This window comes from Scytonema sp. NUACC21, assembly GCF_054684315.1.
The window spans coordinates 213,530-234,302 of sequence record NZ_BAAFZH010000109.1; the positions used below are offsets into that span (position 1 = coordinate 213,530).

At 38.6% G+C, this 20,773-nt stretch carries 22 protein-coding genes; 9 read left to right on the forward strand and 13 right to left on the reverse strand.

The annotated features are described in order from the left end of the window. Nucleotides 1-116: 116 nt before the first annotated feature. Nucleotides 117-533: a DUF4326 domain-containing protein gene (locus tag ACYRY3_RS43165; protein ID WP_460207987.1), complete on the forward strand. Its 417-nt coding sequence runs from the start codon at nucleotides 117-119 to the stop codon at nucleotides 531-533. Nucleotides 534-802: 269 nt separating this feature from the next. Here ACYRY3_RS43165 and ACYRY3_RS43170 read toward each other — a convergent pair whose 3' ends face one another. From ACYRY3_RS43170 to ACYRY3_RS43205, 8 genes are all read right to left on the reverse strand, one after another. Next, nucleotides 803-2,188 carry a hypothetical protein gene (locus ACYRY3_RS43170; protein WP_460207988.1) on the reverse strand — a complete coding sequence of 462 codons (1,386 nt, stop codon included), beginning with the start codon at nucleotides 2,186-2,188 and terminating at the stop codon, nucleotides 803-805. A gap of 135 nt (nucleotides 2,189-2,323) precedes the next feature. Then, on the reverse strand, nucleotides 2,324-2,983 hold the full coding sequence (locus tag ACYRY3_RS43175; protein ID WP_460207989.1) for a hypothetical protein: 660 nt from the start codon (nucleotides 2,981-2,983) through the stop codon (nucleotides 2,324-2,326). Nucleotides 2,984-3,013: 30 nt separating this feature from the next. Next, nucleotides 3,014-4,735, reverse strand: a complete 1,722-nt coding sequence (locus tag ACYRY3_RS43180) for a type IV secretory system conjugative DNA transfer family protein (RefSeq protein ID WP_460207990.1) — start codon at nucleotides 4,733-4,735, stop codon at nucleotides 3,014-3,016. Between the two features lie 4 nt (nucleotides 4,736-4,739). Next, the gene (locus ACYRY3_RS43185) at nucleotides 4,740-5,573 is read right to left on the reverse strand and encodes a Mov34/MPN/PAD-1 family protein (RefSeq protein WP_460207991.1); all 834 of its coding nucleotides are present in this window, start codon (nucleotides 5,571-5,573) and stop codon (nucleotides 4,740-4,742) included. Between the two features lie 4 nt (nucleotides 5,574-5,577). After that, nucleotides 5,578-6,108 (reverse strand): ubiquitin-conjugating enzyme family protein, encoded by a 531-nt coding sequence (locus ACYRY3_RS43190; protein ID WP_460207992.1) that lies wholly within the window; start codon nucleotides 6,106-6,108, stop codon nucleotides 5,578-5,580. A gap of 3 nt (nucleotides 6,109-6,111) precedes the next feature. Beyond that, nucleotides 6,112-6,450, reverse strand: a complete 339-nt coding sequence (locus ACYRY3_RS43195; protein WP_460207993.1) for a ubiquitin-like domain-containing protein — start codon at nucleotides 6,448-6,450, stop codon at nucleotides 6,112-6,114. Then, entirely contained in the window at nucleotides 6,447-6,917 is a 471-nt protein-coding gene (locus ACYRY3_RS43200) for a ubiquitin family protein (RefSeq protein WP_460207995.1), read from the reverse strand. The genes ACYRY3_RS43195 and ACYRY3_RS43200 overlap by 4 nt, the downstream gene beginning before the upstream one ends. 16 nt (nucleotides 6,918-6,933) lie before the next feature. Continuing rightward, nucleotides 6,934-8,097, reverse strand: a complete 1,164-nt coding sequence (locus ACYRY3_RS43205) for a HesA/MoeB/ThiF family protein (protein WP_460207996.1) — start codon at nucleotides 8,095-8,097, stop codon at nucleotides 6,934-6,936. 406 nt (nucleotides 8,098-8,503) lie between these two features. Between ACYRY3_RS43205 and ACYRY3_RS43210 the strand changes: the two genes are divergently transcribed. From ACYRY3_RS43210 to ACYRY3_RS43225, 4 genes are all read left to right on the forward strand, one after another. Next, a complete protein-coding gene (locus tag ACYRY3_RS43210) occupies nucleotides 8,504-9,604 on the forward strand; it encodes a hypothetical protein (protein WP_460207997.1) in 1,101 nt (366 codons plus the stop codon). A gap of 55 nt (nucleotides 9,605-9,659) precedes the next feature. After that, nucleotides 9,660-9,857 (forward strand): hypothetical protein, encoded by a 198-nt coding sequence (locus ACYRY3_RS43215; protein WP_460207998.1) that lies wholly within the window; start codon nucleotides 9,660-9,662, stop codon nucleotides 9,855-9,857. 66 nt (nucleotides 9,858-9,923) lie between these two features. Further along, nucleotides 9,924-10,496 carry a siphovirus Gp157 family protein gene (locus tag ACYRY3_RS43220; RefSeq protein ID WP_460207999.1) on the forward strand — a complete coding sequence of 191 codons (573 nt, stop codon included), beginning with the start codon at nucleotides 9,924-9,926 and terminating at the stop codon, nucleotides 10,494-10,496. Continuing rightward, the gene (locus ACYRY3_RS43225) at nucleotides 10,493-10,798 is read left to right on the forward strand and encodes a hypothetical protein (RefSeq protein ID WP_460208000.1); all 306 of its coding nucleotides are present in this window, start codon (nucleotides 10,493-10,495) and stop codon (nucleotides 10,796-10,798) included. Before ACYRY3_RS43220 ends, ACYRY3_RS43225 begins: the two co-directional genes overlap by 4 nt. Before the next feature lie 127 nt (nucleotides 10,799-10,925). Here the strand turns inward: ACYRY3_RS43225 and ACYRY3_RS43230 are convergent, their stop codons facing one another. The 4 genes from ACYRY3_RS43230 to ACYRY3_RS43245 all read right to left on the reverse strand — a co-directional run bounded on the left by ACYRY3_RS43230 (nucleotide 10,926) and on the right by ACYRY3_RS43245 (nucleotide 15,806). Then, entirely contained in the window at nucleotides 10,926-12,119 is a 1,194-nt protein-coding gene (locus ACYRY3_RS43230) for a hypothetical protein (protein ID WP_460208001.1), read from the reverse strand. Continuing rightward, complete coding sequence (locus tag ACYRY3_RS43235) at nucleotides 12,076-12,513, reverse strand: hypothetical protein (RefSeq protein WP_460208002.1); 438 nt, start codon at nucleotides 12,511-12,513, stop codon at nucleotides 12,076-12,078. Before ACYRY3_RS43235 ends, ACYRY3_RS43230 begins: the two co-directional genes overlap by 44 nt. A 15-nt stretch (nucleotides 12,514-12,528) precedes the next feature. Continuing rightward, nucleotides 12,529-14,538 carry a hypothetical protein gene (locus ACYRY3_RS43240; protein ID WP_460208003.1) on the reverse strand — a complete coding sequence of 670 codons (2,010 nt, stop codon included), beginning with the start codon at nucleotides 14,536-14,538 and terminating at the stop codon, nucleotides 12,529-12,531. A gap of 359 nt (nucleotides 14,539-14,897) precedes the next feature. Continuing rightward, the gene (locus tag ACYRY3_RS43245) at nucleotides 14,898-15,806 is read right to left on the reverse strand and encodes a PD-(D/E)XK nuclease family protein (protein WP_460208004.1); all 909 of its coding nucleotides are present in this window, start codon (nucleotides 15,804-15,806) and stop codon (nucleotides 14,898-14,900) included. A 223-nt stretch (nucleotides 15,807-16,029) separates the two neighbouring features. On the opposite strand from ACYRY3_RS43245, the gene ACYRY3_RS43250 reads away from it, so the two are divergent. The 3 genes from ACYRY3_RS43250 to ACYRY3_RS43260 all read left to right on the forward strand — a co-directional run bounded on the left by ACYRY3_RS43250 (nucleotide 16,030) and on the right by ACYRY3_RS43260 (nucleotide 18,291). Next, nucleotides 16,030-16,953, forward strand: coding sequence for a hypothetical protein (locus ACYRY3_RS43250; RefSeq protein WP_460208005.1), 924 nt, complete (start codon nucleotides 16,030-16,032; stop codon nucleotides 16,951-16,953). A gap of 117 nt (nucleotides 16,954-17,070) precedes the next feature. Beyond that, the gene (locus ACYRY3_RS43255; protein WP_460208006.1) at nucleotides 17,071-17,307 is read left to right on the forward strand and encodes a hypothetical protein; all 237 of its coding nucleotides are present in this window, start codon (nucleotides 17,071-17,073) and stop codon (nucleotides 17,305-17,307) included. 330 nt (nucleotides 17,308-17,637) lie between these two features. Continuing rightward, nucleotides 17,638-18,291 carry a hypothetical protein gene (locus ACYRY3_RS43260; RefSeq protein WP_460208007.1) on the forward strand — a complete coding sequence of 218 codons (654 nt, stop codon included), beginning with the start codon at nucleotides 17,638-17,640 and terminating at the stop codon, nucleotides 18,289-18,291. Nucleotides 18,292-18,320: 29 nt separating this feature from the next. Here ACYRY3_RS43260 and ACYRY3_RS43265 read toward each other — a convergent pair whose 3' ends face one another. Continuing rightward, entirely contained in the window at nucleotides 18,321-18,821 is a 501-nt protein-coding gene (locus ACYRY3_RS43265; protein WP_460208008.1) for a hypothetical protein, read from the reverse strand. A gap of 1,102 nt (nucleotides 18,822-19,923) precedes the next feature. Between ACYRY3_RS43265 and ACYRY3_RS43270 the strand changes: the two genes are divergently transcribed. Continuing rightward, complete coding sequence (locus ACYRY3_RS43270) at nucleotides 19,924-20,298, forward strand: transposase (RefSeq protein WP_460208009.1); 375 nt, start codon at nucleotides 19,924-19,926, stop codon at nucleotides 20,296-20,298. Nucleotides 20,299-20,773 lie beyond the last annotated feature (475 nt).

The following is a 20,773-nucleotide window of genomic DNA, read 5'->3' on the forward strand; positions in this document are numbered from 1 at the left end:
ATCATTTTTAAACCATAAATTTCAATAAATATTAATAAGAAATACAAACTTAGCTTCATAAAAAATTTTAATAGCTCACGCTTCTAAAGGTGATGAAATACTTGCAATATTCAGTTATGAAAGGTCATATTACAGTAGGTAGCATGAGAAACTTGTCGCCTAAGTTAGGCTTTGTTGATATAGTATGCGATCGCACTTCTGTCCTCGGCAATCCGTTTGATATGCAACGAGATGAACAGAGGCGCGATGTAGTATGTGATGCTTTCAGACAGTGGCTCTGGCAAAATATTAAATTAGCCAGTACTGGCAGTAATGCAGTGGTTGACCCTACTGAATGGGGACTGCCAGTTACTAAAACTTGGTGCCGACCGACAAGTGCTCAGGTGTGGGAGGAATTAAATAAAATTGCCAATCTCGTAAGAGTAGGTAGTAATGTGCGACTGTTGTGCTGGTGCAAGCAACCAAATAAAAATGTTCGATGTCACGCAGATACAATAAAAGCTTGCGTTGAGTGGATGATCGATAAAAGTTAGCACTAAGTAGTTTACGTCTTATATCATGTTCGGATAAACACTTGTCATTACGAACGAAGCGACAGCGTAGTGAAGTAATCTCAAGATCTAGAGATTGCTCGCTAGGGCGAAATGTATACCCAGTCCAAGTACAATTGACACCAGCCTCAAAAGTTTCCATTTCCAATATTTGATAAGATTTTGAATAAATGACTCAAGTTATCTTGTGCATCTTCGCGTTGACTTTGATAGACACAAGTGCGATTCCCATAGAAGTCTATGATTTTTGCTTAGGTTTTATTTGGTGTCCTCGAATATCCCAGCCAAGGGCTAACTTCCAGAAGCCCTTGTTTGCGAAAATTTACTCTAAATAGAGCTATAGGTTCATTAATTATCCCATCACTTTTATCAGAACCATAAAGTAAGTTAGGTAAGGGAGTTTGTCCTGCTGCATAATTTGCCTCTTTGCTAAGTGCCTCGTAACCTACGACTGTACCATCAGCCACCACACCCACGCGGTAGATCAAATCTTGTGTCAGGCTAGAACGATTAGTCCAAGCTGGATTAATCTTGTTATAAATTTGGCGATTTAATGCACGTAGTTGTGAAGGATTGGTAATTTCAGGAACTTTTCTTATAAGTGCCTCTAAATTTCTAGGAGAATCAATCAGCCAACTGCTATTTTTTTTATCCCATACTAAAAATAAACGGTAAGCTTCCTCAACAGATTTATTTTTATCTTTTATAAAATATCTGGCTTGAACATATACTCTGGCATTCTCTTCCGTGTTGAATTCGATATTTGTGTCTAAAACCTCTACTCTTTCAATAGTTTTCCAAAAGTTTGTATAAGACGTATAACCTGCCTCATTAACTAATTTATTATTTTTAAAATTTGCCGATAAACGATTCCATGCTGTTGAATATTCACCATTATTAATAAGTGAGTAATAATCTTGCAAAAATTTATCTGGGGATTGTCTATTGAATTTAGATAATTGAAATTTTTCTTGTGAGACTAAAGATTGCCAAAATAGAGGGTTAATTAAATTTTTAAGTGGTGTTATATATGTAACAAACACTAAAAAAACTACAACACCAACAAACTTAAGTAATTTAAAAGATAAATTTGAATTATTTGTAGAGGGATTGTTAGTATTATTAGGAATATTGGTATTTATATTAGTCTGATCAGATGTTGAAAACTGCCTAATGTGAGTATTAGTATTACCTAAATTTACAGGGTTAGTAGAACTTGTTGAAGTGTTTGCGGGAGTAGTGTCGTGCGAATCTATAGGTATCCTCGTAACTTGGCGATTAATGGTTAAATTTGTTGGGTTAGAAGTCGTTGCTATTGCCTCAACAGCGTTAGTGCTTCCACAGAAGCAACGTCTTTTTTCATTCCATGCAGAAATTGTCATAACCCGTGGACAATTCGGATCAAGACATTTCATTCCTCGCTCACCTGATGCAAAAGTGTGCATTGTGTAGGGACATTTGACACCAGCCTCAAAAGTTTCTATTCTGGAATTTTCTATATCTGTGAAAGTTAGGTGAGTTTGTTCTATGTTCGCTTGAGTTTGTACTGGATTGATACTAGAAAACGCTATCGCTTCAACAGCGTTAGTACTTCCACAAAAACAGCGTCTTTTTTCATTCCATGCAGAAATTTTCATAACTCGTGGACATTGAACACATTTCATACCTCGCTCGTCAGCGCGAAATGTATATCCAGTCCAAGCACAATTAACACCAACCTCGAAAGTTTCCATCTCCAAATATTTACTAAGGTTTTAGGTAGATAGCTTAAATTATCTTGTATTTCTTAGCGTTGACTTTCTAGTTTTTTTAGATAAATTTTGTTGGTGTGTTATGGGTTCAGAGGCTGTTGTACTATCTTCATCTCGCCAAGTTAATATTTTTGTACTTGACTTAGATGTAGAGGCTGTTGTGCTATCTTCATCTCGCCAAGTTAAGGATAGTTTAGATTGTGTAGAAGTTTGATACTGCTGAACTTGCTTATTAAGAATCTCGGCTACGTTGCTATCTACTTCAACACCATGATTAGTACCTCCATATCCGGCATTACCATAAGCTTGACGCGCTCTGTAACCTGCTAATTTTTCAACTTCCCTGCGTGTAAAAGTGCGTTCTTCCTCATTTGTTAAATTAAGTTCTTGCTTTTCGGCTTCTGTTAAATCGAGCCTTCCTGTTTGATTTTGTCTTGCAATTCCTTCTATTAGATCGTCCTTACCAATTATGTGCTTATCACCACGTCTGCCCTGAAAATACCATTTTCCATTACTCTGCCAGTTGTGATCGTGATATACAACGCTATTTTTTTCTAGACTATCTTTATCGCCAGAAGACAAAATATGCCAATTTCCATTGTTATCTTTTCCAAACTTAAACCAAAGACCACTATTACTATCTAATTGTTGTGCTTGGCTCCAATTTATATTACCTGACATAAAAATATCTCTCAAATAACATACAATTTATTAATCTCGCCAGTCTAATCTTCGCCTACTTCTTTCCTGCTCCGGTGCCTCTTCCGCAACATCACTATCACGCCAGTTCAAGCTGGGATAATTTGAACCAGTAATAGCTCGTGGTTGAGACGCGGTATCACGCCAATTTAATCTGAATCTTGCTGAAGGTTGCCAAATAATACTTGGTTCTAACGTTCTTTCGTAATCCACTAGAAAAGGTTTGCGGCAAGCTTGTCTACAATGGACAATAGCTACATACTCATTTCCAACAGGATACTGAATTTCTCTAATATCTAGTACAGCAGTAGATTCACGCCAATTTTCATACCTTTGTCGTTCTGAGCGAGTCCGTAACCAAGGAAGTTCATCTTGCGGGTTAGGTTCGTGATATCTACGTTTTCTCTGATTTTGATTGCGGGAACCGATTCGGTTACTCAGCCACTCTGCTGCCCCATAACCAACACCGCGACAGAGAACAACAGTATCAAAATTCTCCATAACCTGTTCTCGATAATCTGGCTCAATTTGCTCTAAATTTTGAGCGGCAATAACTATACTTCCTCTAGCCGAACGAGCTACGCTGCTAAACTCCGCAATATCAATTTGTTTTTGAATTCTGGGAAATTCGTCTATCCAGAAAATAATACCTGTACCTTCTTCGTCTTGAGTCCATCGCTCATAGAATATGGTCATTAAAACATCAATAAGAGCAGACGATATTTTTTTAGAAATATCACGTCCTGCTAATTCAGCACCAATTACCAGTAAAGTAGGTCTTTCTTGAATATCCCTTAGTAAAATGTCGCTATGTTGTGTTACTTGTTCAAAATTAGACCAAGAAAAAAAGCTAATAGCATCTTGAATAACCCACGTAAAACTTTGCTCTGAATCATCACTTTCTTGCATCAATCTTATTTGAGATTGAATTGAATTTTGTAATCGAGCATCCTGCGATTGTTGTAAAAGTTCTGTTAATCTTTCTACAGGATTTTCAGTGATTTGGTAAATATGACTTAATGTTGCTGTATTACCATAAATATGCTTAACCAGCATTATCCACTGAGCAATCCAAGAGATATCTCTCATGGCGAAGTTCCGATTTTCTCCTAAGTCATCAGTGGTGCCATATAAAGACTTAGCGAGTATTTTCGCTTCGTGTAGAGAGCTAACATTGTCTAGAAGGTTAATACTATGGCTGCGATAAGCTTCCTGGGGAAGCGCGCTCCAATAAATTACTCTAACTCCTCTCTGCTCCGCATATCGTCCGAGTTTATCTATTAATGAACCACCTTTTACATCAATTACTATATTAGATAAACCCGCATCAATAGCTGCTTTAATACCCGGAATAACTAACCCTTCGGTTTTGCCAGAACCAGGAGGACCAATAATTGCTATATTTTTATAAATAGATTTTTCTTGCAACCAAATATTTTCAGTTTGGTTAGCTCTACCCCCAGCTATTTTCAAGAATCGACCTAAATTAAAAACAGGCTGTGTTGCAAATCTGTCTGAATTTTTGATAATTCTAGCTTGATTAAATGGAGAACTAGGACTGTCAAGAATATTAGTAATTTCGTTAATACTAGCAGTTCCAGAATAGTCTCTTATATCTCTAACATTTATATCTGTGGGAGGTAAAGGCTCGTTAGGACCAATTACAGTTTCTCCTCCCCCGAATAAGTTTCTTAGTCCCCATACCCAATTTTCAAATGTATCTTGCCATGTCATGGTGTTATTTTAAAAACGCTAATAAGAAGTTGCAACATTTTTCTAATATTACGAAAAAATTATCTAAATCTGATAATATTTCATCTTCCTCTTCGGCATCTGGAGATAAACTTCGCTGTTCATATAATATAGGTTGACTTCTATTTCTATTTCCTTGCTCTTGAATTACTTGTGCATTACTATTACTTAACTGCTCTGGCTGTAAATTAATATTTGATTCTGACTTGATATTTTCAGGCAATGCGGATGATTTATCTTTGATATATATAAGGCAAGAATTTTCAATTATTCTCCCGTTTTCCCCATAAAAATAGCCTATCTTATGTTGTATTGGGTCGTAAACTGTAGCAACTTGCCAAATCTGTTTGAAAGATAATCTCTGTGTATTCAAATCTGTACCAGAGAGAAAAATTCCATGACCTGGGTGAGAATGATACCAACCGACAATTGTAGTATTAGAAAAATCTTGCTTTTGAATTCTAAGTATTTCCTGCCAACATTCAGGAGTAAATTTAAAGTGAACTCGATTACCAACTGTGTATGGTGCTGGTATTGAGCCTACTATTTCTGTATAACGGGTTTGTGTTTCTTGACAAAAATATGCTTGTCCAACTAAAATACCTCCTGTTTCATTGTTAGGATCAAAACTTAGGTGTTTCATGAGTTTATCTTCAGCTTCCTTAACAACGAAAACACTCATTGTTTTTGTACAAAGAGTTTTGTATAGCTGTCTAATATTTAGTTCAATCAATATTTCTTTTTCTTGTAAGAAAGTCTTAAGAGGACGGTTAATAGGCTTGTAGACATCTTCAGAATCACGCCAATTAAGCTTGGACATGAGTTTACCTCCAGTTCAGCTTAGGCTTAGATTGATTACTTGTTAAACCTGTATTTAGAGGAAATAAGTTTTGATTTCTGTTTGCCCACTCTCTAGCATTTCCATTAGCAGGTGATCCAAACCGGAGATTTTCATACTGAATCATGCTAATAATTCTTTTGACTAAAGCATCTAGGGGTTGATTGAGAGTATCAATATCTTTTCCTTGAAAGCAAAAGGTTCCCGCAGGCTTAAAACTGCCTTCTGGATAAATATTTGGATGAAAAAGTGGAGTTTCCATTCTTACATTAGGTAGTTTTCCAGGATCGGGATACTCTGATGGAAAGTCACTAATGATAATGATGTGTTCCATCCGATAATTTGGTGTATCACCAATGACTGACTCCACCCCTTTACAGTAAGAAAACCGGATGCGGTAGAAATCTGGAGGTTGACCTCTTTTTTCTAAGATTTTGATTTTGACTGGTTCATTAAAAACGCAGAGCGTTTGCAAGGCTTGATAGTCGTTTGTCAATCTTTCCTCACGAATCGACATAATTCAACCTCCTTCAGCTTCAGGTGTAAGAACAAATACAGCACCAGGCTGAATACCAGCACTTTGGAAGGTGTCGTCATCTCTCATCACCTTATTTGTTTTCCCTTCTAGCACTAAAGTACAAGGAACAGTAGATAAACCAGCTTTTTCTTGCGCTTGCTGACGAAAAATTCCAAACAACATCTCTGGCGGTACGTCAACCGTTTTTTTAAAAGTTCCACTGATATCCCTTACAGTTACGGTAATTTCTTCCATAATTTCGCTGTCCTCCTGATTTAAATTAACTTCATTTGCTTCTGCTTGTGCTTCTGCTTCCGGTTCCACTATTGGTACAATTTTCAACCGTAACTTTCAGGCGCAAGAATAAATTCAGTACCAGACTGAACACCAGCACTTTCAAAAGTGTCATTATCTTTCATGACCTGGCTGGTTTTCTCTAGCGCTAGAGTACAAGGAACATTAGATAAGCTAGCAATTTCTTGTGCTGCTTGCCGAAATTCTCCCAAAGTCATATCTACCGGAACATCAACTGATTTATAGAAAGTCCCATTGGCAGTTTTTACGGTCACGGTAATATCTCCTGGTTGAAAGTTTGATTGTTCCCACTCAAAGGAAATTTGAATTACATTTTTGTGCCCATAATTTTTAATTTTTGATGTCAAAGTTACTTCCCTACGCTCCATAAATAAATTTCTTACTTTTTCATCGCGTACTTGCTGCAACAGGCTAGTTGCTAACTCTACCTTTTCTTTAAAAGAAAGCTGATTCGTTAAAGTTTCTACCTGTTGTATTAATGTAATCTCTTCCATTAGGTTGTTTTTGTAATTAAATGTTTTTACAATCAGAAACTAGCTCAATGTTGATGCACTGCTTATGATGAACGTACTGAATGACCTCGCGTTCGCATAAAGCAAAAGTCCAAAATGTCCGATCGGCATCTTCAGATACACTAGTAATTTGGAAATACTTTGTGGCTTCTCTATGGGATTCGCCACACTTGGGACATTTAAGCTGACCTTGTTTTATTTGTTGAAGAGGCTTTTGGATAGGTTCAACATATCCACAGTTATAACAAGTAAGCTTTGATACGAAATCAAAAGGTAGTTCTAACTTCCAATCATCACCCAGATCTAGTTTGGTTGCTACCTGTCTAGGTGTATGGTCAAGACTAAATTGTTGGTAAGGGATGTCTTGGGTTTTTGGAATTGACCAATGATCGGGACATTCTCTATCCAAGCTAAATTCGATTGTACGGAAACCGATTGGAACACTAACTGGCAAAATTAATTGTGTTCCTGGCTTGAGGCTGCTATCTCCTAGCAACAACTGTACTGCAACTTCGACTTGGTAAGCTGCAATTATAGAGGCAGTCATAATCGTTGTGGCAAGTTTTGGCTCTTGGTAATTATCTTTTAAAAATCCACAGGAGTACTTTTCATTGAGCCTTTCCCACGCTGATGTATCCATTTTGCAGCGATAGCAAGCTGCTTCAGGAACTCTTGGATCGAAAAGAGCAACGTTTCCCGAAGAGTGGCTAATTCCTCCATCTATCCAAGGAACGCCAGCAAAGTAGCATCGCTTGTTTAGTAAGCGTCTAGCACCAACGCTATCCAAACAACCAATTACTACATCCATTTCACGAACCAAGCCTCGACCAAATGCTAATTCTAACTTGCCGATAACTGGATATACTTGGATATCAGGGTTAAGTTCTTTTACCCTTTCAGTGACTACTTCAGCTTTGTGTCTACCTATGTCAGATTCTCGAAACAATACTGAGCGAGTCAGATTATGAATTTCTATGGTGTCATAGTCTACAACCCAAATGTTACCGATACCGAGCAAAGCTAGGTTTTTCAGTACCTCGTTACCTAGTGCGCCACATCCCACAACAGCAATCTTGGCTTTAGCAAGCCTTTCCTGCTTCCAGTTAGGAATTAATTTGAGGCGGTCGTATTTGGAGTCTGATATGGATAGTTGACTACTCACCTTTGCATCTTCCCAAAAACGAAAGTATAGAGATCTGGCATTTGTAATTTACTCTTATTTACTGAACTTAATGCCCTGATAACTCAACTACTTTAGACAGTGATAATGAGTACATACTTACGTAGTGTTACTTAAGTAATAAATTTATAATGTGATTTAAATCAATTAATGCTATGAACTTAATCACTTACAGAAAAACCAAATCCTGATTTAGTCAGTAGGCAACTGGTAAAATTTAGAAATCACTTTCACATCCACATCTGTTGCGTTTGCCATGCCGACACGATTAATAAGTGTAATATTGTTATCATGAAACAGCGCTTTTGGAAAGAGCCGTGATAAATCTGAATACAAAGGTTGCAGCCTCACGGCTGGGAGAGGGAGAGGTTTTTCCTATCCCTTATTTATGCAACAACTAGAACTCTGGGACTTGCTTTCCTCTGTAGAAAATGGCTCTCAAGACACAAAGTCACTACTGTTTCCCAATCCCCGCAAAGCTGAGAAGTTACGATCGCTAGCTGACGGCATGACTGAGGCAATAGCAGCAAAGAAACATCCGCCCATCGCTTCTCTCCCCTCTACCCGCCGTCGCGCCCAAATTGCTGACTCCCTTTATCAAGAGGGTTTGAGGTTGGAGCAAATACAATCCTGGCTTTACGCTATAGCTGACCGTGCAGAACAAGGAAACTTGCCCTCTATCTTAGAAGGAATCAGCGCCAAAACTCAACTAGAAGTCTTGGCGTCCATGAGCAAGGACAGCTGGGGCGACAAGGATATAGAGAAAGTATTTGCCTCAGACGGTTGGTACAAGGATTGGGTGAAAAAGCTGAAAAGTGCTGGCATCTCCACTCCCCAACAGTGTCGGAAAGCGATCGCAACTCTCAAGGAGTTAGGCGCGGAGCATTCTAGTAGTAACGAGGAAGCCGAAGCTTTAGAAATTAGCCAACTCAAGCGAGAGGCAGTATGGCAGGAAATACCCGATTACTTTCCTACCCCGCAGCACTTATTGGAGCGAATGATTCAACTTGCCAGACTCGAACCGGGAATGCGAGTGCTGGAACCGAGTGCAGGTTCGGGGTCGATCTGCTTGGAAGTCAGGGCAGCTGGCATTGAACCTGATTGCTTCGAGGTGTCGCCTACCCTGCGAGAAATCCTCACTCGCCAGGGATTCAACTTAATTGGTGACGACTTCATGGAAGCCACTCCAAAACCAATATATCACCGCGTCATTATGAACCCGCCGTTCAGTCTTAGCAACGACATTCACCACGTCCAGCAAGCTTTCAAATGGCTCATTCCTGGCGGACGCCTGGTGAGCATTGTTAGCTGTTCCTACACTTTTGGAGCAAAGCAAAAATACCAGCACTTCCGCTCTTGGTTGCGTTCTTTGGGAGCAACGGAGTTTGACAACCCAGCAGGTTCTTTCCTCCAGTCGGATCGGCGGACTAACGCGAACACAAGAATGCTTGCGATTGATAAACCTATCCACGACAAAGCAAATCTTTAATAACCCTAAGAGCGCTCACGCGCTAGAGGGAGTGATGTATGAGGAAAATCCTGGCATGATGAGCAATTCCACATTGACCCCACTCCAAAAAGCCGATTTATCCAGATGGTTTGACCAACTGGAACAACAATGGCTGACTGCGATCGAGCAACCTGAATCAGCCGAAGCTATTGCCTTAGCCGAGGCTGAGGCTGCTTGGGAGCAAGAACGTCAATATTACCACGATGCTTACCTGTATTCTGACCTCTGCTAAACCATCAACAAAACTATTGCTTGCACAGCCTCAATTGCTATGGAAGCGCACTCATTAAGAATATCTATGACAACAACCACCGATATCAACCATGCCAGCCTTGCAGTGCTATCAATCACCTCTGCCCAACTGTGGGAGGAGATCGACAACTGTGAGGACGAATTAGAGTTGCAAGAGTTGCTACAAGACCAACTCAATGTGCAACAAGCAACATTCGCCAAAGTAGACGCGATCGCCTACGTTGTTGACCAGTTGAAGCTAGACCTGGAAACCTGGGAGGCGCGGTTAGAAAAGATTGTAGAACTGCACTCTACAGTCATTCAACGACGTCGCAACCAGATAGCTCAAATAAAGGGGTATCTCTTGAAGTTGCATACTTCGGGAGTGCTGAGCGAGCAGGTAGCTGGAGTTGAGCGCCGCATTGACTTCCAAAACAATCCGCCCTCAGTTGTGCTGTTGGTTGAACCCAATGAACTACCAACTGAATTTCAGGATGTCAAGGTCAGTGCCAAGTCCAAAGACATCCTGGCTGCATACAAATGCGGTGAGGACGTGAGTGCCATTGCAGAAATCGTTACTGGAAAGCACGTTCGCTTCCGACACATGAAACAATCTAAATCACAACGGAGTCAGAAATGAACATTAGCAGAAACACAAACATTGCGATCGCACCTAACAGCTATCTCAGTTGTTTCATCAATGAAAACTTGGGAACAGCAACCCTGTACCTGAGTGGTTCAAGCGAGTCAATCGCGATTCAATTCAACCCAGATAATCTGCCAGTTTTGGAAACGCTAATATTGGAGCTACGAAAGCTAGAAGTACAGTCTCAGCAATTGAAACTGCAAGATTTGCAGCATCAAATCTCTGAGCTAAATCTGTCGCTCAATAATGGCAACAGCGACTGCAAGGCAATTGTATCTGTAGGTGAGTCTTTCTAGAAACCACCATTGGAACCATAACGCGTCCAGTCCATAGTACACAACGTTATGGTTCCTTTGATTTTAACTTAATGAAATGGATATTTAATCGTCTACACATTTGGAATAGGATTATTAATTTTTATTATCAACATGATACGGGTTGCAACAAAAGCGATTTTAGTTGCTCCACTGTTTGAGTTTCCCACTCTGCATACCCGGTTGGATTATCGTGAAACTGCTGCCATGCTTGTTGCATTAGCGACGGTAAGTTGTCGTTACTATTAGGTTGCTTGTAGTAAGGAACTAACCCAATCTGTTCGCATACAGCAATTACCTGTTGGGCAAGCTTGCGTAAAATTTCATCTGGGTAACAGTACCCGTATTCTCCATCAGGCAAGCCCACCATAATTGATTTAAACTGTTCCCATTGCTGAGAAATCTTCTCTACTTGCTCAGTTTCTCCAAGTTCTTTTAGTGTTAACAAGATTGCTCGCATCCTGGCTTCATCCGCAGGATGTGTTCCTTCATCTCCAAAACTTGGGTAATAAATTTCTGTCTCCGATTCAAGTACCAGTCTTAAATGAGACCAACCATAAGCAGAACCAACAAGATAAGTAGCAAAAATATCACATGAAAATTCAATAATGTACTCTTGCAGCCAGGTCTGTTCTAACAACTTAAAGTAATTCTGATAGCTTTTTGAAGCAGCTTTGTTTTTTAGACTTTCTCGCTGTTCTTTAATATACTGACGTATATTTTTTGTAAAAGGTTGAAGAATTTCGTTTTCATAGCAGTTGTAAAATAAATGCCCTAGTTCATGCACAAAATCTGGTATTGCTAATAAAAAATTATCTTCACATAAGGGAATATTAATTATATTTACCGTAGGAAGAGCAGAAAAGTAATCTGAACTGTGGGCACTGACCAAAGGAGATTCGTCAGAATATTGTACATTTTTGCAAAAGAGTTTAGCAAATCTGTAAAAATAGTAATCTTTCTGATTAAAGTGATATAGTAAAGTCAGCTTTGAGGTTTCTAAAATATTAACTTCTTCTGCACTGCGTCTATAGGAGTTTACTTGGTTTTTCAACAGATAACTGACACCAAAGTCTGGGTCATCAATAATTTTTTGTATATCATGTGTCAACTTTTCTAATTCAGTATCTATGTTGTTAAGGTACAAGTTCAGTTCTTTTGGTAAAGTCTTCAAAGACTGCAAATCCTTCCTTAGCGCCCAGCAACGTTTAAGCAGCAACCGAACTTGTCCGCAGAAAAACTGTGATGGCATCTTTAATTTACCTTCTTCGTAGCTTGCGATAAAGTCTTGTAGTCTCGGCATCAAGTTGTTCGCACAACTCATCAAGACGATTTATAAATTCGTCTGTTAGTTGTTGATTGTTACTTAAAATTTGTTGAACTTCTTTAAGGTCATCCTTATACCAATCAAGATCTCCTTTATGCTGTTCTTGTAGGCGTTTGATAAAAAATGGTGGTATTTGGGGCAAATCTTGTTCATTATCCTCAGACAAATTATTATCATTTAGTTGTGTAACAACTTGACTCAAAATACTAGCAAGGTTCTCTCTTGCAATTGAAAGTTCTTGTACTGTAATATTCTCTGCACTCTTTAAATGAAAATGATGTTTTTTCAGCAAAATAATAGACTCATTAAGAATTTTAAACAAATTAGCAGTATTTTTGTATTCTTGCGAAATTATTCCGATTCCACTCACCGCTTGTAACCTCCTTTAGGTTTCCACTTCATCTTCCTCACTCAAGTGCGTACTGACTTCCTCCTCGTCTGGTTCATCTTCACTATAAAGAGCAGCCTCATTATCAGAATCGCTCGCAATGGGTTCAAGGAAAGTATCTCCTACTTTAATCGTAGCTGGATACCGAGCAGCTTTATCTGGGGCCGACCAAGAACCTAGCTGTGCCAGCCCAAAGACATCGCTAAGTACATTTTTAATCTCTAAACTGCCGTATGCAACTTTTATGTGCAACGGATTGGCTGTACCGGAAAAGTTAAAGGGCCACCCAGTAGTACAAATAATGCCCTCCTTGTCATTGATAATGAAGTAGTCCCCAATAGTAGGATTATCTATGATTTCATCCTGTTCGTAGTAAAGCCTGAGACGCGCCGAACTGGTTTTGTGAATCTCAACCACTCCTACCTGGACATCTTCAGATAAAAATCCTTCTTTTTGTAGTGGATGAATTGCCTTGACAAATCCTTTATGTTCCTCGGCATAACTACGTCCGTCTCTGTGAATAACAATTGAGTTTGGCTGTAAATTCAGTGCGCTAATATCTTTTTGTAAATCTTTTTTGAGGATGCTAGTAATTTGTCTCTCTGTAAGTTTTTCTCCTTGCACAGATGGGTAATATCGGAAATAGCAGTTTTTGCCGCCATTGTATATGTAAGTGAATCCTGCAACATTATTAAGTACATCAATACCAATGTATACATGGTAGGAAAGAGGAGTTTTAAGTGCAAAGGGCCATTGGCGGTTAACTAATAACATTCCCAGCACTGTGTAGCGTATGTATGCATAATATTTTCCTTTTTTCTTGTCGTTGAGAACGTGTTCATTATTTGAATTTAAGAAGAAAAACTGTTTTAATTTGGCTGCATTTATACATTGAAACTGCAAAGTTTCAAATAGTTCTCGTTTAATAAAGTTATGAAGGTCTGGATGAGCTTGTTCTGGCAAGATTAATAATGCACATCCTCTATCAATGTTATTTTTTTCAACTTCTCCTTTAATTGCTTCTACCTGCTGACGTAGATTTTTTGCTTTTTCGTCATCATAGACAATCTTTTCCAGATTGTAAGAGTGAGACAAAAACTTTTTCATTTGATACTCGAAATTACTTTGGAACTTCTTAGCAATAGAGCGATGAAGAGACTTGGGTATAAAAATATATTGGAGTTGGAGTGGCTCTTTTACAAGTAATCCCGCTTTTTCGTCTAGCAGCAAGCTCAAGCGTGTTTTTCCGTAGTCTGGAATATTTACTCCTGTATCTTCATTATGTTGCTTAACATGGAGAACTTGTTCATTACCAAAAAGTAAATCAGGAATTTCAAACTTTTCTACAGATTTCTTTAAAGGTTGTACCGGAACTAGCAGTTTTGTACTGCTGCCAAAAGAAATTTCTTGAAAGTATTCATCTATGAATTTTTTACTTTTTTGTAATCGTTGTGCTGCTTCTAAAATAGAGTGTGGATGTAAGTTACATACTTTGGAATCATGAGTTTTATACGTTTTAAAACATAAAGCAGCCGCTCCATAACGTTCTATTGTCTTATATGGGTACTGATAGTTAATAGCAATTGAATTTGGGTCTAGCTGCTCTATGAAAATTGGACGAGAAGAGCCACAGTTTTCCAGCGTATAATCATAAACATTGTATGTTTTATTGTCTTTTTCTGAATAGAATAATTGCTCAACAATAGAGCTATCTGTGGTTCCCATGAGTTGTATTCGATACCATTGTGAACCAAACTTGTAAAGAAAATGTTGAAATTTATAATGATTTAACTCTTCACCATTATTAAGATACTCTAAAAGAGATAACCTATCAACATAACGTATTGTAGAGTCTAAAGAGATGTAAATCCTTTTATCTGGTAAATAATGAAGGCGGTAAACGAAGCCCGGTAGCACATCTACCTGACTATCGTCCTTTGAATTTACTGCTTCTCGAAAATAAAATGACCCATAAGTATCATTCCAAATTTCTGGGGCTTTGCTCAACGCAGTACGGATGTCATAGCTTAGTAACCTAAGCGCTAACTTTACTTGATCGGGGGCAATATTGCTATAGTTGAGTTCATATATCTTAGAGTCTGGTACAAGTCGTGCAACGTGGGGTATTAAACGCCATTCTGTTTTTATGGTATTTACAGGAGCAGTGGTAGCAAGATAAGCTTTTTTATCCTGCCAGTACACACAAACAGGCTTGCGTACTGAAGATGCTACCATTCCAGCTAACCGATGAACATTTTCCAGGTAATTTTTATGTTTCTCTGAGAGGTTAGTGATCTCTAGTAATTGGTAGGTACAGTGCAATTCTGATAAGTTTTCGATAGCAAAGAGGTTGAGAATATGGTTAGTCATGAAGAGAACCTCACACACATTTTTTCAAATTTACAATATTCGCAGGACATCGGACTATTTGCATACTCATAGTCATCTAAATTATCGAGATTATATTTGTGGTCACCAGTTAGCGCTCGAATATCTAAAAGACTGCGGTAAATTAAGTCCTCAATTTGAAGCAGATTTTCTCCACGAACAAAATGTTTTACCAATTTCCCCTGAAGAAGATTTGCTTCAACCAAAAATAAATCTCCTACTTTATAGCTACGCCACTTATTCAAAGCTGCAAGTGCATAGAAATTTAACTGTTTGGAGTAATCACTAGTTTGACTGCGGCTGATTTTCCAGTCAATAATGCAGAGCTTACTGCTACTGTAACTCATCACCAAATCTAGCTTAGCGACTAGCGTACAGCCGTTAAATTTAAAATTTATTAGAGGTTCTGCAATATAGCTATCACCATCTAGCAAAAATCTCAAGAATTTTGTGTGTGAGTAAAGAAACTTATAGCATTGCCTAATGTCTTCGTAAAAATTATCTATGTCTATTTGAGGAATTGATATCCCATACTCATGTTCTCGTAAGGCGAGAAAAGAATCTCCTGCGTCCTTTTTTTTAAAACTAGCATCTTTATATGTTTGTTGTTCAGAAAAATCGAACTGCTTTTTTGCTAAAGTAATAGTTTTTTCAGTGAGATCGCTTTCTGAAATGAGTTTGCGTTCCTGCAAAGATGGGATTAAGTATTTCTCGATGGCACGGTGGACTAAAGAACCTCGCCATTCATCAAGACTGCTTAGTTGTTTGAGTATAAATGCTTCCCGGCGAATTGGGTCTTTGGCATTATGGGATGCCATTATGTTGTTGAAAAAGTACTGCCTTGGACATCTGCGAAAGCAATTATATGTAGATATAGACCACTTCATTATCAGTAAGGCGAGGTTTTCCCAGTCACAACTTCTCTCAATTGTTACTCTTATACCGCCATTTACTAATAAAAGCCAGTAATTTTTTCAAAAATCTTAGCTTTTAAGCTATCGGCTAGTTTCTTCATATACTCAGTCTGCTTAGGAGATGAAGTTGAAAATAGATTTTTTGGGTACAATTGCGCTCACGCGCCGTCCGGGGTGATGTTTTTTACATAAATAGATGGCGACAACAATTGAATTCAATGGGTCTGCGTTTCCGTCTCTCATTTTAAGAGATGACCTGACCCAAACGTGGAATACTATCGGACTGGATTCTCTACCACCTGCGGAATCCGAACCATTGCTCAAGTTTCTGGAACTCATTGAATACGAGAAACTTGAGCATTTCAACCCAGATAGCGTACTCCTAGTCAAAGCGAATGGTGGTGTCATGCAAACAGTGTACGCCGCCGCCATCTTCCGGGATGGTGAAAGCATCGTCTTGAAGCTAGGAGATAACCAATTTCCTATTACTCAAAAGGGCGACTTGCTACACTGCGGTAAGCTCAAGGGGAAGGTAGTTGTTACCGAGGAAGAAGACCTTAGCGGCAATAAGTACCCCAAAGCTACCTGCTCCTTCGTGTCCAAGAATCGAGATGTATTTCGGGTTCCCATCCAGCTAGCTAGCCGGGATTTGAATCTTAGCGTAGCAGACGTAGAAGCCACAGTCATCAACGAAGAACCTATCTTACCTTTGTTACGGCAAATTCCAGGTAACTCCTTCAAAATGCACGAGCTTGGAGTTGGAGAGTACCAGCTTCACTCTTATATTTCATCCTCTGATGGAGAATACGGAACGGTGTACAAGTTGCACCTTTTGGATGGTCGAACAGTGCTATCGCGAGGCAATGTCACCATCTTACTAGAATCTGGCTGGCGACCCAATCCTGAAAAGCCATTGATGCTCGTCATCAGCAGGATTGAGAAGTTGGGTGAAAACAAGTTCTCCGTGGACTGTGCGCTACGGGAACGGTTGCCAATGCTAGGAGCCTCGACGCGCCCAGTAGTCACAGTAGACGCGCAGTCCCAAACTGTACCCGAGCCAGAATTGGTGACTGTAGGGGCAAACGACTTTTCAGAGGACGACGACGATATTCCTTACTAACGCTTTTTGACAGTAACTTTACCCATCACCGATAGCCCACTGGTAAAACATCAGTGGGTTTTTCCTCTTTAATTCAAGCTCACGCTTGCACGGAGATGAAGTTTCACCTGTAACCTCATGTATCCAGAATATTTTGAAGGATTTCACTACGTTGTGCAGGACTGGGAACCAGTTGAACGTGAGATTCCCCCTCTTGAAGAAAGGCTGAAAGACCAAAACCTTTGGCAAAGCGGTGATTGGTGCTGCTTTAACCGAGGTAAATATCATGGGGGCTTTGGCATTCCCCAACAGTGTCAAAATCCTTTTTATCTTTTGGGATATGCCAAAGGCTACGAGAAATACCAACAACACTGATGCTTCAGTCAGCTCCTAATTGTAGGGGCTGGTTAATTTTCTGCAATTGAGAGCGCGAGACAGTTTGAGAGCACTGATAGACAACAAACAGTGAACGACTCGGGAGATTGCCCTGAGGGGAAATGCCGTCACGTCACCGCACACAGATACCAGGCGGACTTTGTTTATATAGCTGCGATTTCTAGTCGCCAAGGCAAAAAGGGGTTGTAAAAGCGCCTTTAGTATTATCTCAATAAACTCATATTTTAAAAAAAGTTTTACTAGCTGATTTTTTCTATATGCGTAGTATACTTAAGAGTAATTTGTATTTGTTTATCTGAGGTATATTCAATGTCAAATGAAGAACACTTACTAAAATCAGAAGAACCCGCAAGGGAACCGAAAACGGGAAATCCGGTAGAATATCTTTTAATGCCATTTATAAGCCTTATAGATTTATTAAAAATCCCCGTACAGAAACTAACAGGGGAGAGTGGTTATCTGGTAACGGGTTCAGTTATTATCCTATTTTTAATTGCAGTAGCTCTAATCTTACAGATTCCGCAGGAACAAGTATTACCTCTATTATTAATTGGAATCTTTCTTTTATTGCTTGTTTGGTTGATTTTATACTTTACTAATGCAAGATATAAAGCTATACAAAGAAGGCTAAATGCTGTCAACAAAGACAACCAAAATTTAAACAAGGAAATACAAGAAGAATTCGAGAGGTATTCATCAGCTTTAGAAAATGAACTGTTATTTTTGGATAATAATATAGCTCGATTAAGTAGTTTGAGTAAAAAACTTAATGAATCAGAAGTTGATTTGATAAAAGATGTCAATGAAATTGTAAATACACTTAACTATAGAAAAAATAATATTCAACAAAAAATATCTTATAAATTAAGCCAAGCAAAACAGGGTCTAGAGCGATCTGAAAGCTTTGGCAAAGGATTAGACGAACTAAGGGCTAGCAAGCAGAGTAAAAGCTCTAGCCCCTAATAACTTGTTTATCTTGGAGTAGACTTAGTTTATTTAGATTTGTATTGTTTGAGCTGTTCTACCAAGTAACCAAAGTACGGTTTGAATAAGTTATGATCCAAACTATTATTTGATTCTCGGTCAAAGGTAAGTTGTTCAAACAGTTTTTTGTCGTCACGACACTTGGTGAATGCATCGATGTATTCTGAGACAGATTCAGCTAGAAGAGATTTACCCTTACCCAGAGGTAAATCAACTCCCCAGGTTTTTAGAAAGTTTTGAGAATGATCGGGGTCAATAATAATGCAATATGAGATAAGATCCAAATATTGTTTGCAGTCTGTAGCAAAATTCTTCGGTTGAGAAGGGAAAGGGTTGTTTTTATCTAAATATTTTTTTATCAAGGTACCGTACTTTTCCTTAGCTTTCATAATGTTAATCTCAAAGCTAAGTAGTGATTCAGAAATCTCTCTAATTTTCTCTTTAGATAAATCATTGCTAGATAGGCTTTGCTCTAGATTTTTTAAAAACATTTTGAACTGCTCAATCATGATCTTTCCAGAGGTTTAGGCAACTCGTGAGTAGAAACTGACTAAAAAGATACGTTAAGCCCAACTTTATCTAAAACAGAACTGAACTGAACTTTTTTGAACAAGCTCAACCCCTTATTTTTTCGTTCAAAGGCTGTTTGACTTTAACTTAGTTTATAAGGGTTCAAAGTAGGCTTTTTAGTGTGATTAAAAGGATAATATTGCTGCACCTGGAATTATAATCTGGCCGACGAAAGCGTGGCTTAAAAGAAAAGCTTGCTGTCAGCCTGAGAATCAGAAGTGTAAGCACTATTTGGTGGCAATGTTATCGTTTCACGGATATTTAGTAAGCTTTCTTTCTAGCCCGCAGCTACTCAAGTTTGATGTACAACTTAGATGATATTGATTACTTCTAACAGGAACTATACCGTTAACTAGGACAGTAGATAGTGTGGTTTCGCACATTTATATGTACTTTCAACTGTTGAAATGGCTGAAAGTCTGGTCAAAAGGTAATTCTACATTCTAGACACTGTCTACAGTGTGAATAGTTAGGAGCATTTGATAATTCAGGTACAAACCAGAAACTCAACTTTATAGGGTTCTGGGCATAGTGGTCAAAACTCTGACATATGTGCTCGTATTAGAACTTGGCAAAATTGTCAAATTTCTGTGTATATGAAATAAACTGCTTTTATTAAACAACTCAAAAATACATGACACTATAAAACTTAATTTTTAAGTAAGGACGCGCTAATCGTTGGGGCAGCGCTGCAAATAATTTTGCGACAACTAACGCCAAATGACTAAGTTTTGAAACTGAACGTTAGCGTGCTCTTGGATAATTTCATGTCACTCAGAATAAAATACTGCTCGGATTTTGCTTTGTTAGCAAAATTTTTAGATATGCAGAGACGCACTGTTTGAAGTTAATAATTTTTTTTCTGAGAGTATCAAAAGAAGGTTATAGAGAGTTAATTAATTATAGTAAATAAAACATATCAAGTATAAAGACACAGACATTTTAGGTAAGTTGCCTCTGTGCTTTATTTTAGTATTTTATCCATTTTTTTATTCAGGAGTAATTTTTGACATCTTTAGACTCAGAGTTAGGAGTCTAAAGATGACGCTAAATCATGAACAATGTCTTGCTATTCTTGAGCAAATCCGATGGAATGGAAAATCAAAGTGCCCATATTGTGGTTCCAACAATGCTACAGCATACAAGAACGAACATAGATATCATTGTCATTATTGTTACACTTCTTATAGCGTTACAGTTGGTTCTATTTTTCATAAGACGCATGTAGAATTACAAAAATGGTTTGTAGCAATTCATCTTGTACTAAATACACCTGGAGGTATCAGTGTGCGTAAGCTTGCTAAGGAAATTGGTGTTAATAAGAATACAGCTTGCTATATGATTGAGCGTATCCGTAAAGCAACGGTAGAGGAAAAGGAACTACTACAAAGACTTGTAGAAAAAGCAAATTTATAAGAGATTGAGCCAAGATAACGGCTAGAATGGAATTACGGCACTACGATCCTTTTTACTCCCTAAACCTAGCAGAAAGCGATCGCGCTTGCAGCCTTGCTGTTTAGCAGCATTCACCCCCTCAACTTCCACACGGAATGAAGCACTGAACAAATTTAATTGCCGGATGATACCGCGATTTGATCGCGGTTATGAGTTCATCCAATCACAACTGTCGTCTTAAAGAAGAATCAAAAATCAGTCAACTCAAAAGTGAACAAGATGTGGTTGTTGAGGGTCACAGCAGCTCCTATTTCGTGTATCTTAATCGCTGTAAAGGTTTTGGGTTTCGCACCGTCAACTAGGATCTTGGCAACTGTTGATGATGATTTTTGCAGTTTGCTACACCTAGTAATCATCCACTACACGGATTCTCTGGGCTGGGTTTACCATGTATTACACCATTGCTATCAATCCCCCTTTTCCACGTATTACACGG

What these genes read in the sequence shown, in the direction of transcription:
- ACYRY3_RS43220 (WP_460207999.1), top strand. Translation starts at nt 9,924, where the DNA reads ATGACAACAACCACCGATATCAACCATGCCAGCCTTGCAGTGCTATCA.
- ACYRY3_RS43210 (WP_460207997.1), top strand. Translation starts at nt 8,504, where the DNA reads ATGCAACAACTAGAACTCTGGGACTTGCTTTCCTCTGTAGAAAATGGC.
- ACYRY3_RS43250 (WP_460208005.1), top strand. Translation starts at nt 16,030, where the DNA reads ATGGCGACAACAATTGAATTCAATGGGTCTGCGTTTCCGTCTCTCATT.
- ACYRY3_RS43255 (WP_460208006.1), top strand. Translation starts at nt 17,071, where the DNA reads ATGTATCCAGAATATTTTGAAGGATTTCACTACGTTGTGCAGGACTGG.
- ACYRY3_RS43265 (WP_460208008.1), bottom strand. Translation starts at nt 18,821, where the DNA reads ATGATTGAGCAGTTCAAAATGTTTTTAAAAAATCTAGAGCAAAGCCTA.
- ACYRY3_RS43165 (WP_460207987.1), top strand. Translation starts at nt 117, where the DNA reads ATGAAAGGTCATATTACAGTAGGTAGCATGAGAAACTTGTCGCCTAAG.
- ACYRY3_RS43185 (WP_460207991.1), bottom strand. Translation starts at nt 5,573, where the DNA reads ATGTCCAAGCTTAATTGGCGTGATTCTGAAGATGTCTACAAGCCTATT.
- ACYRY3_RS43225 (WP_460208000.1), top strand. Translation starts at nt 10,493, where the DNA reads ATGAACATTAGCAGAAACACAAACATTGCGATCGCACCTAACAGCTAT.
- ACYRY3_RS43170 (WP_460207988.1), bottom strand. Translation starts at nt 2,188, where the DNA reads ATGAAAATTTCTGCATGGAATGAAAAAAGACGCTGTTTTTGTGGAAGT.
- ACYRY3_RS43180 (WP_460207990.1), bottom strand. Translation starts at nt 4,735, where the DNA reads ATGACATGGCAAGATACATTTGAAAATTGGGTATGGGGACTAAGAAAC.
- ACYRY3_RS43200 (WP_460207995.1), bottom strand. Translation starts at nt 6,917, where the DNA reads ATGGAAGAGATTACATTAATACAACAGGTAGAAACTTTAACGAATCAG.
- ACYRY3_RS43215 (WP_460207998.1), top strand. Translation starts at nt 9,660, where the DNA reads ATGATGAGCAATTCCACATTGACCCCACTCCAAAAAGCCGATTTATCC.
- ACYRY3_RS43270 (WP_460208009.1), top strand. Translation starts at nt 19,924, where the DNA reads ATGACGCTAAATCATGAACAATGTCTTGCTATTCTTGAGCAAATCCGA.
- ACYRY3_RS43260 (WP_460208007.1), top strand. Translation starts at nt 17,638, where the DNA reads ATGTCAAATGAAGAACACTTACTAAAATCAGAAGAACCCGCAAGGGAA.
- ACYRY3_RS43190 (WP_460207992.1), bottom strand. Translation starts at nt 6,108, where the DNA reads ATGTCGATTCGTGAGGAAAGATTGACAAACGACTATCAAGCCTTGCAA.
- ACYRY3_RS43230 (WP_460208001.1), bottom strand. Translation starts at nt 12,119, where the DNA reads ATGCCGAGACTACAAGACTTTATCGCAAGCTACGAAGAAGGTAAATTA.
- ACYRY3_RS43245 (WP_460208004.1), bottom strand. Translation starts at nt 15,806, where the DNA reads ATGAAGTGGTCTATATCTACATATAATTGCTTTCGCAGATGTCCAAGG.
- ACYRY3_RS43175 (WP_460207989.1), bottom strand. Translation starts at nt 2,983, where the DNA reads ATGTCAGGTAATATAAATTGGAGCCAAGCACAACAATTAGATAGTAAT.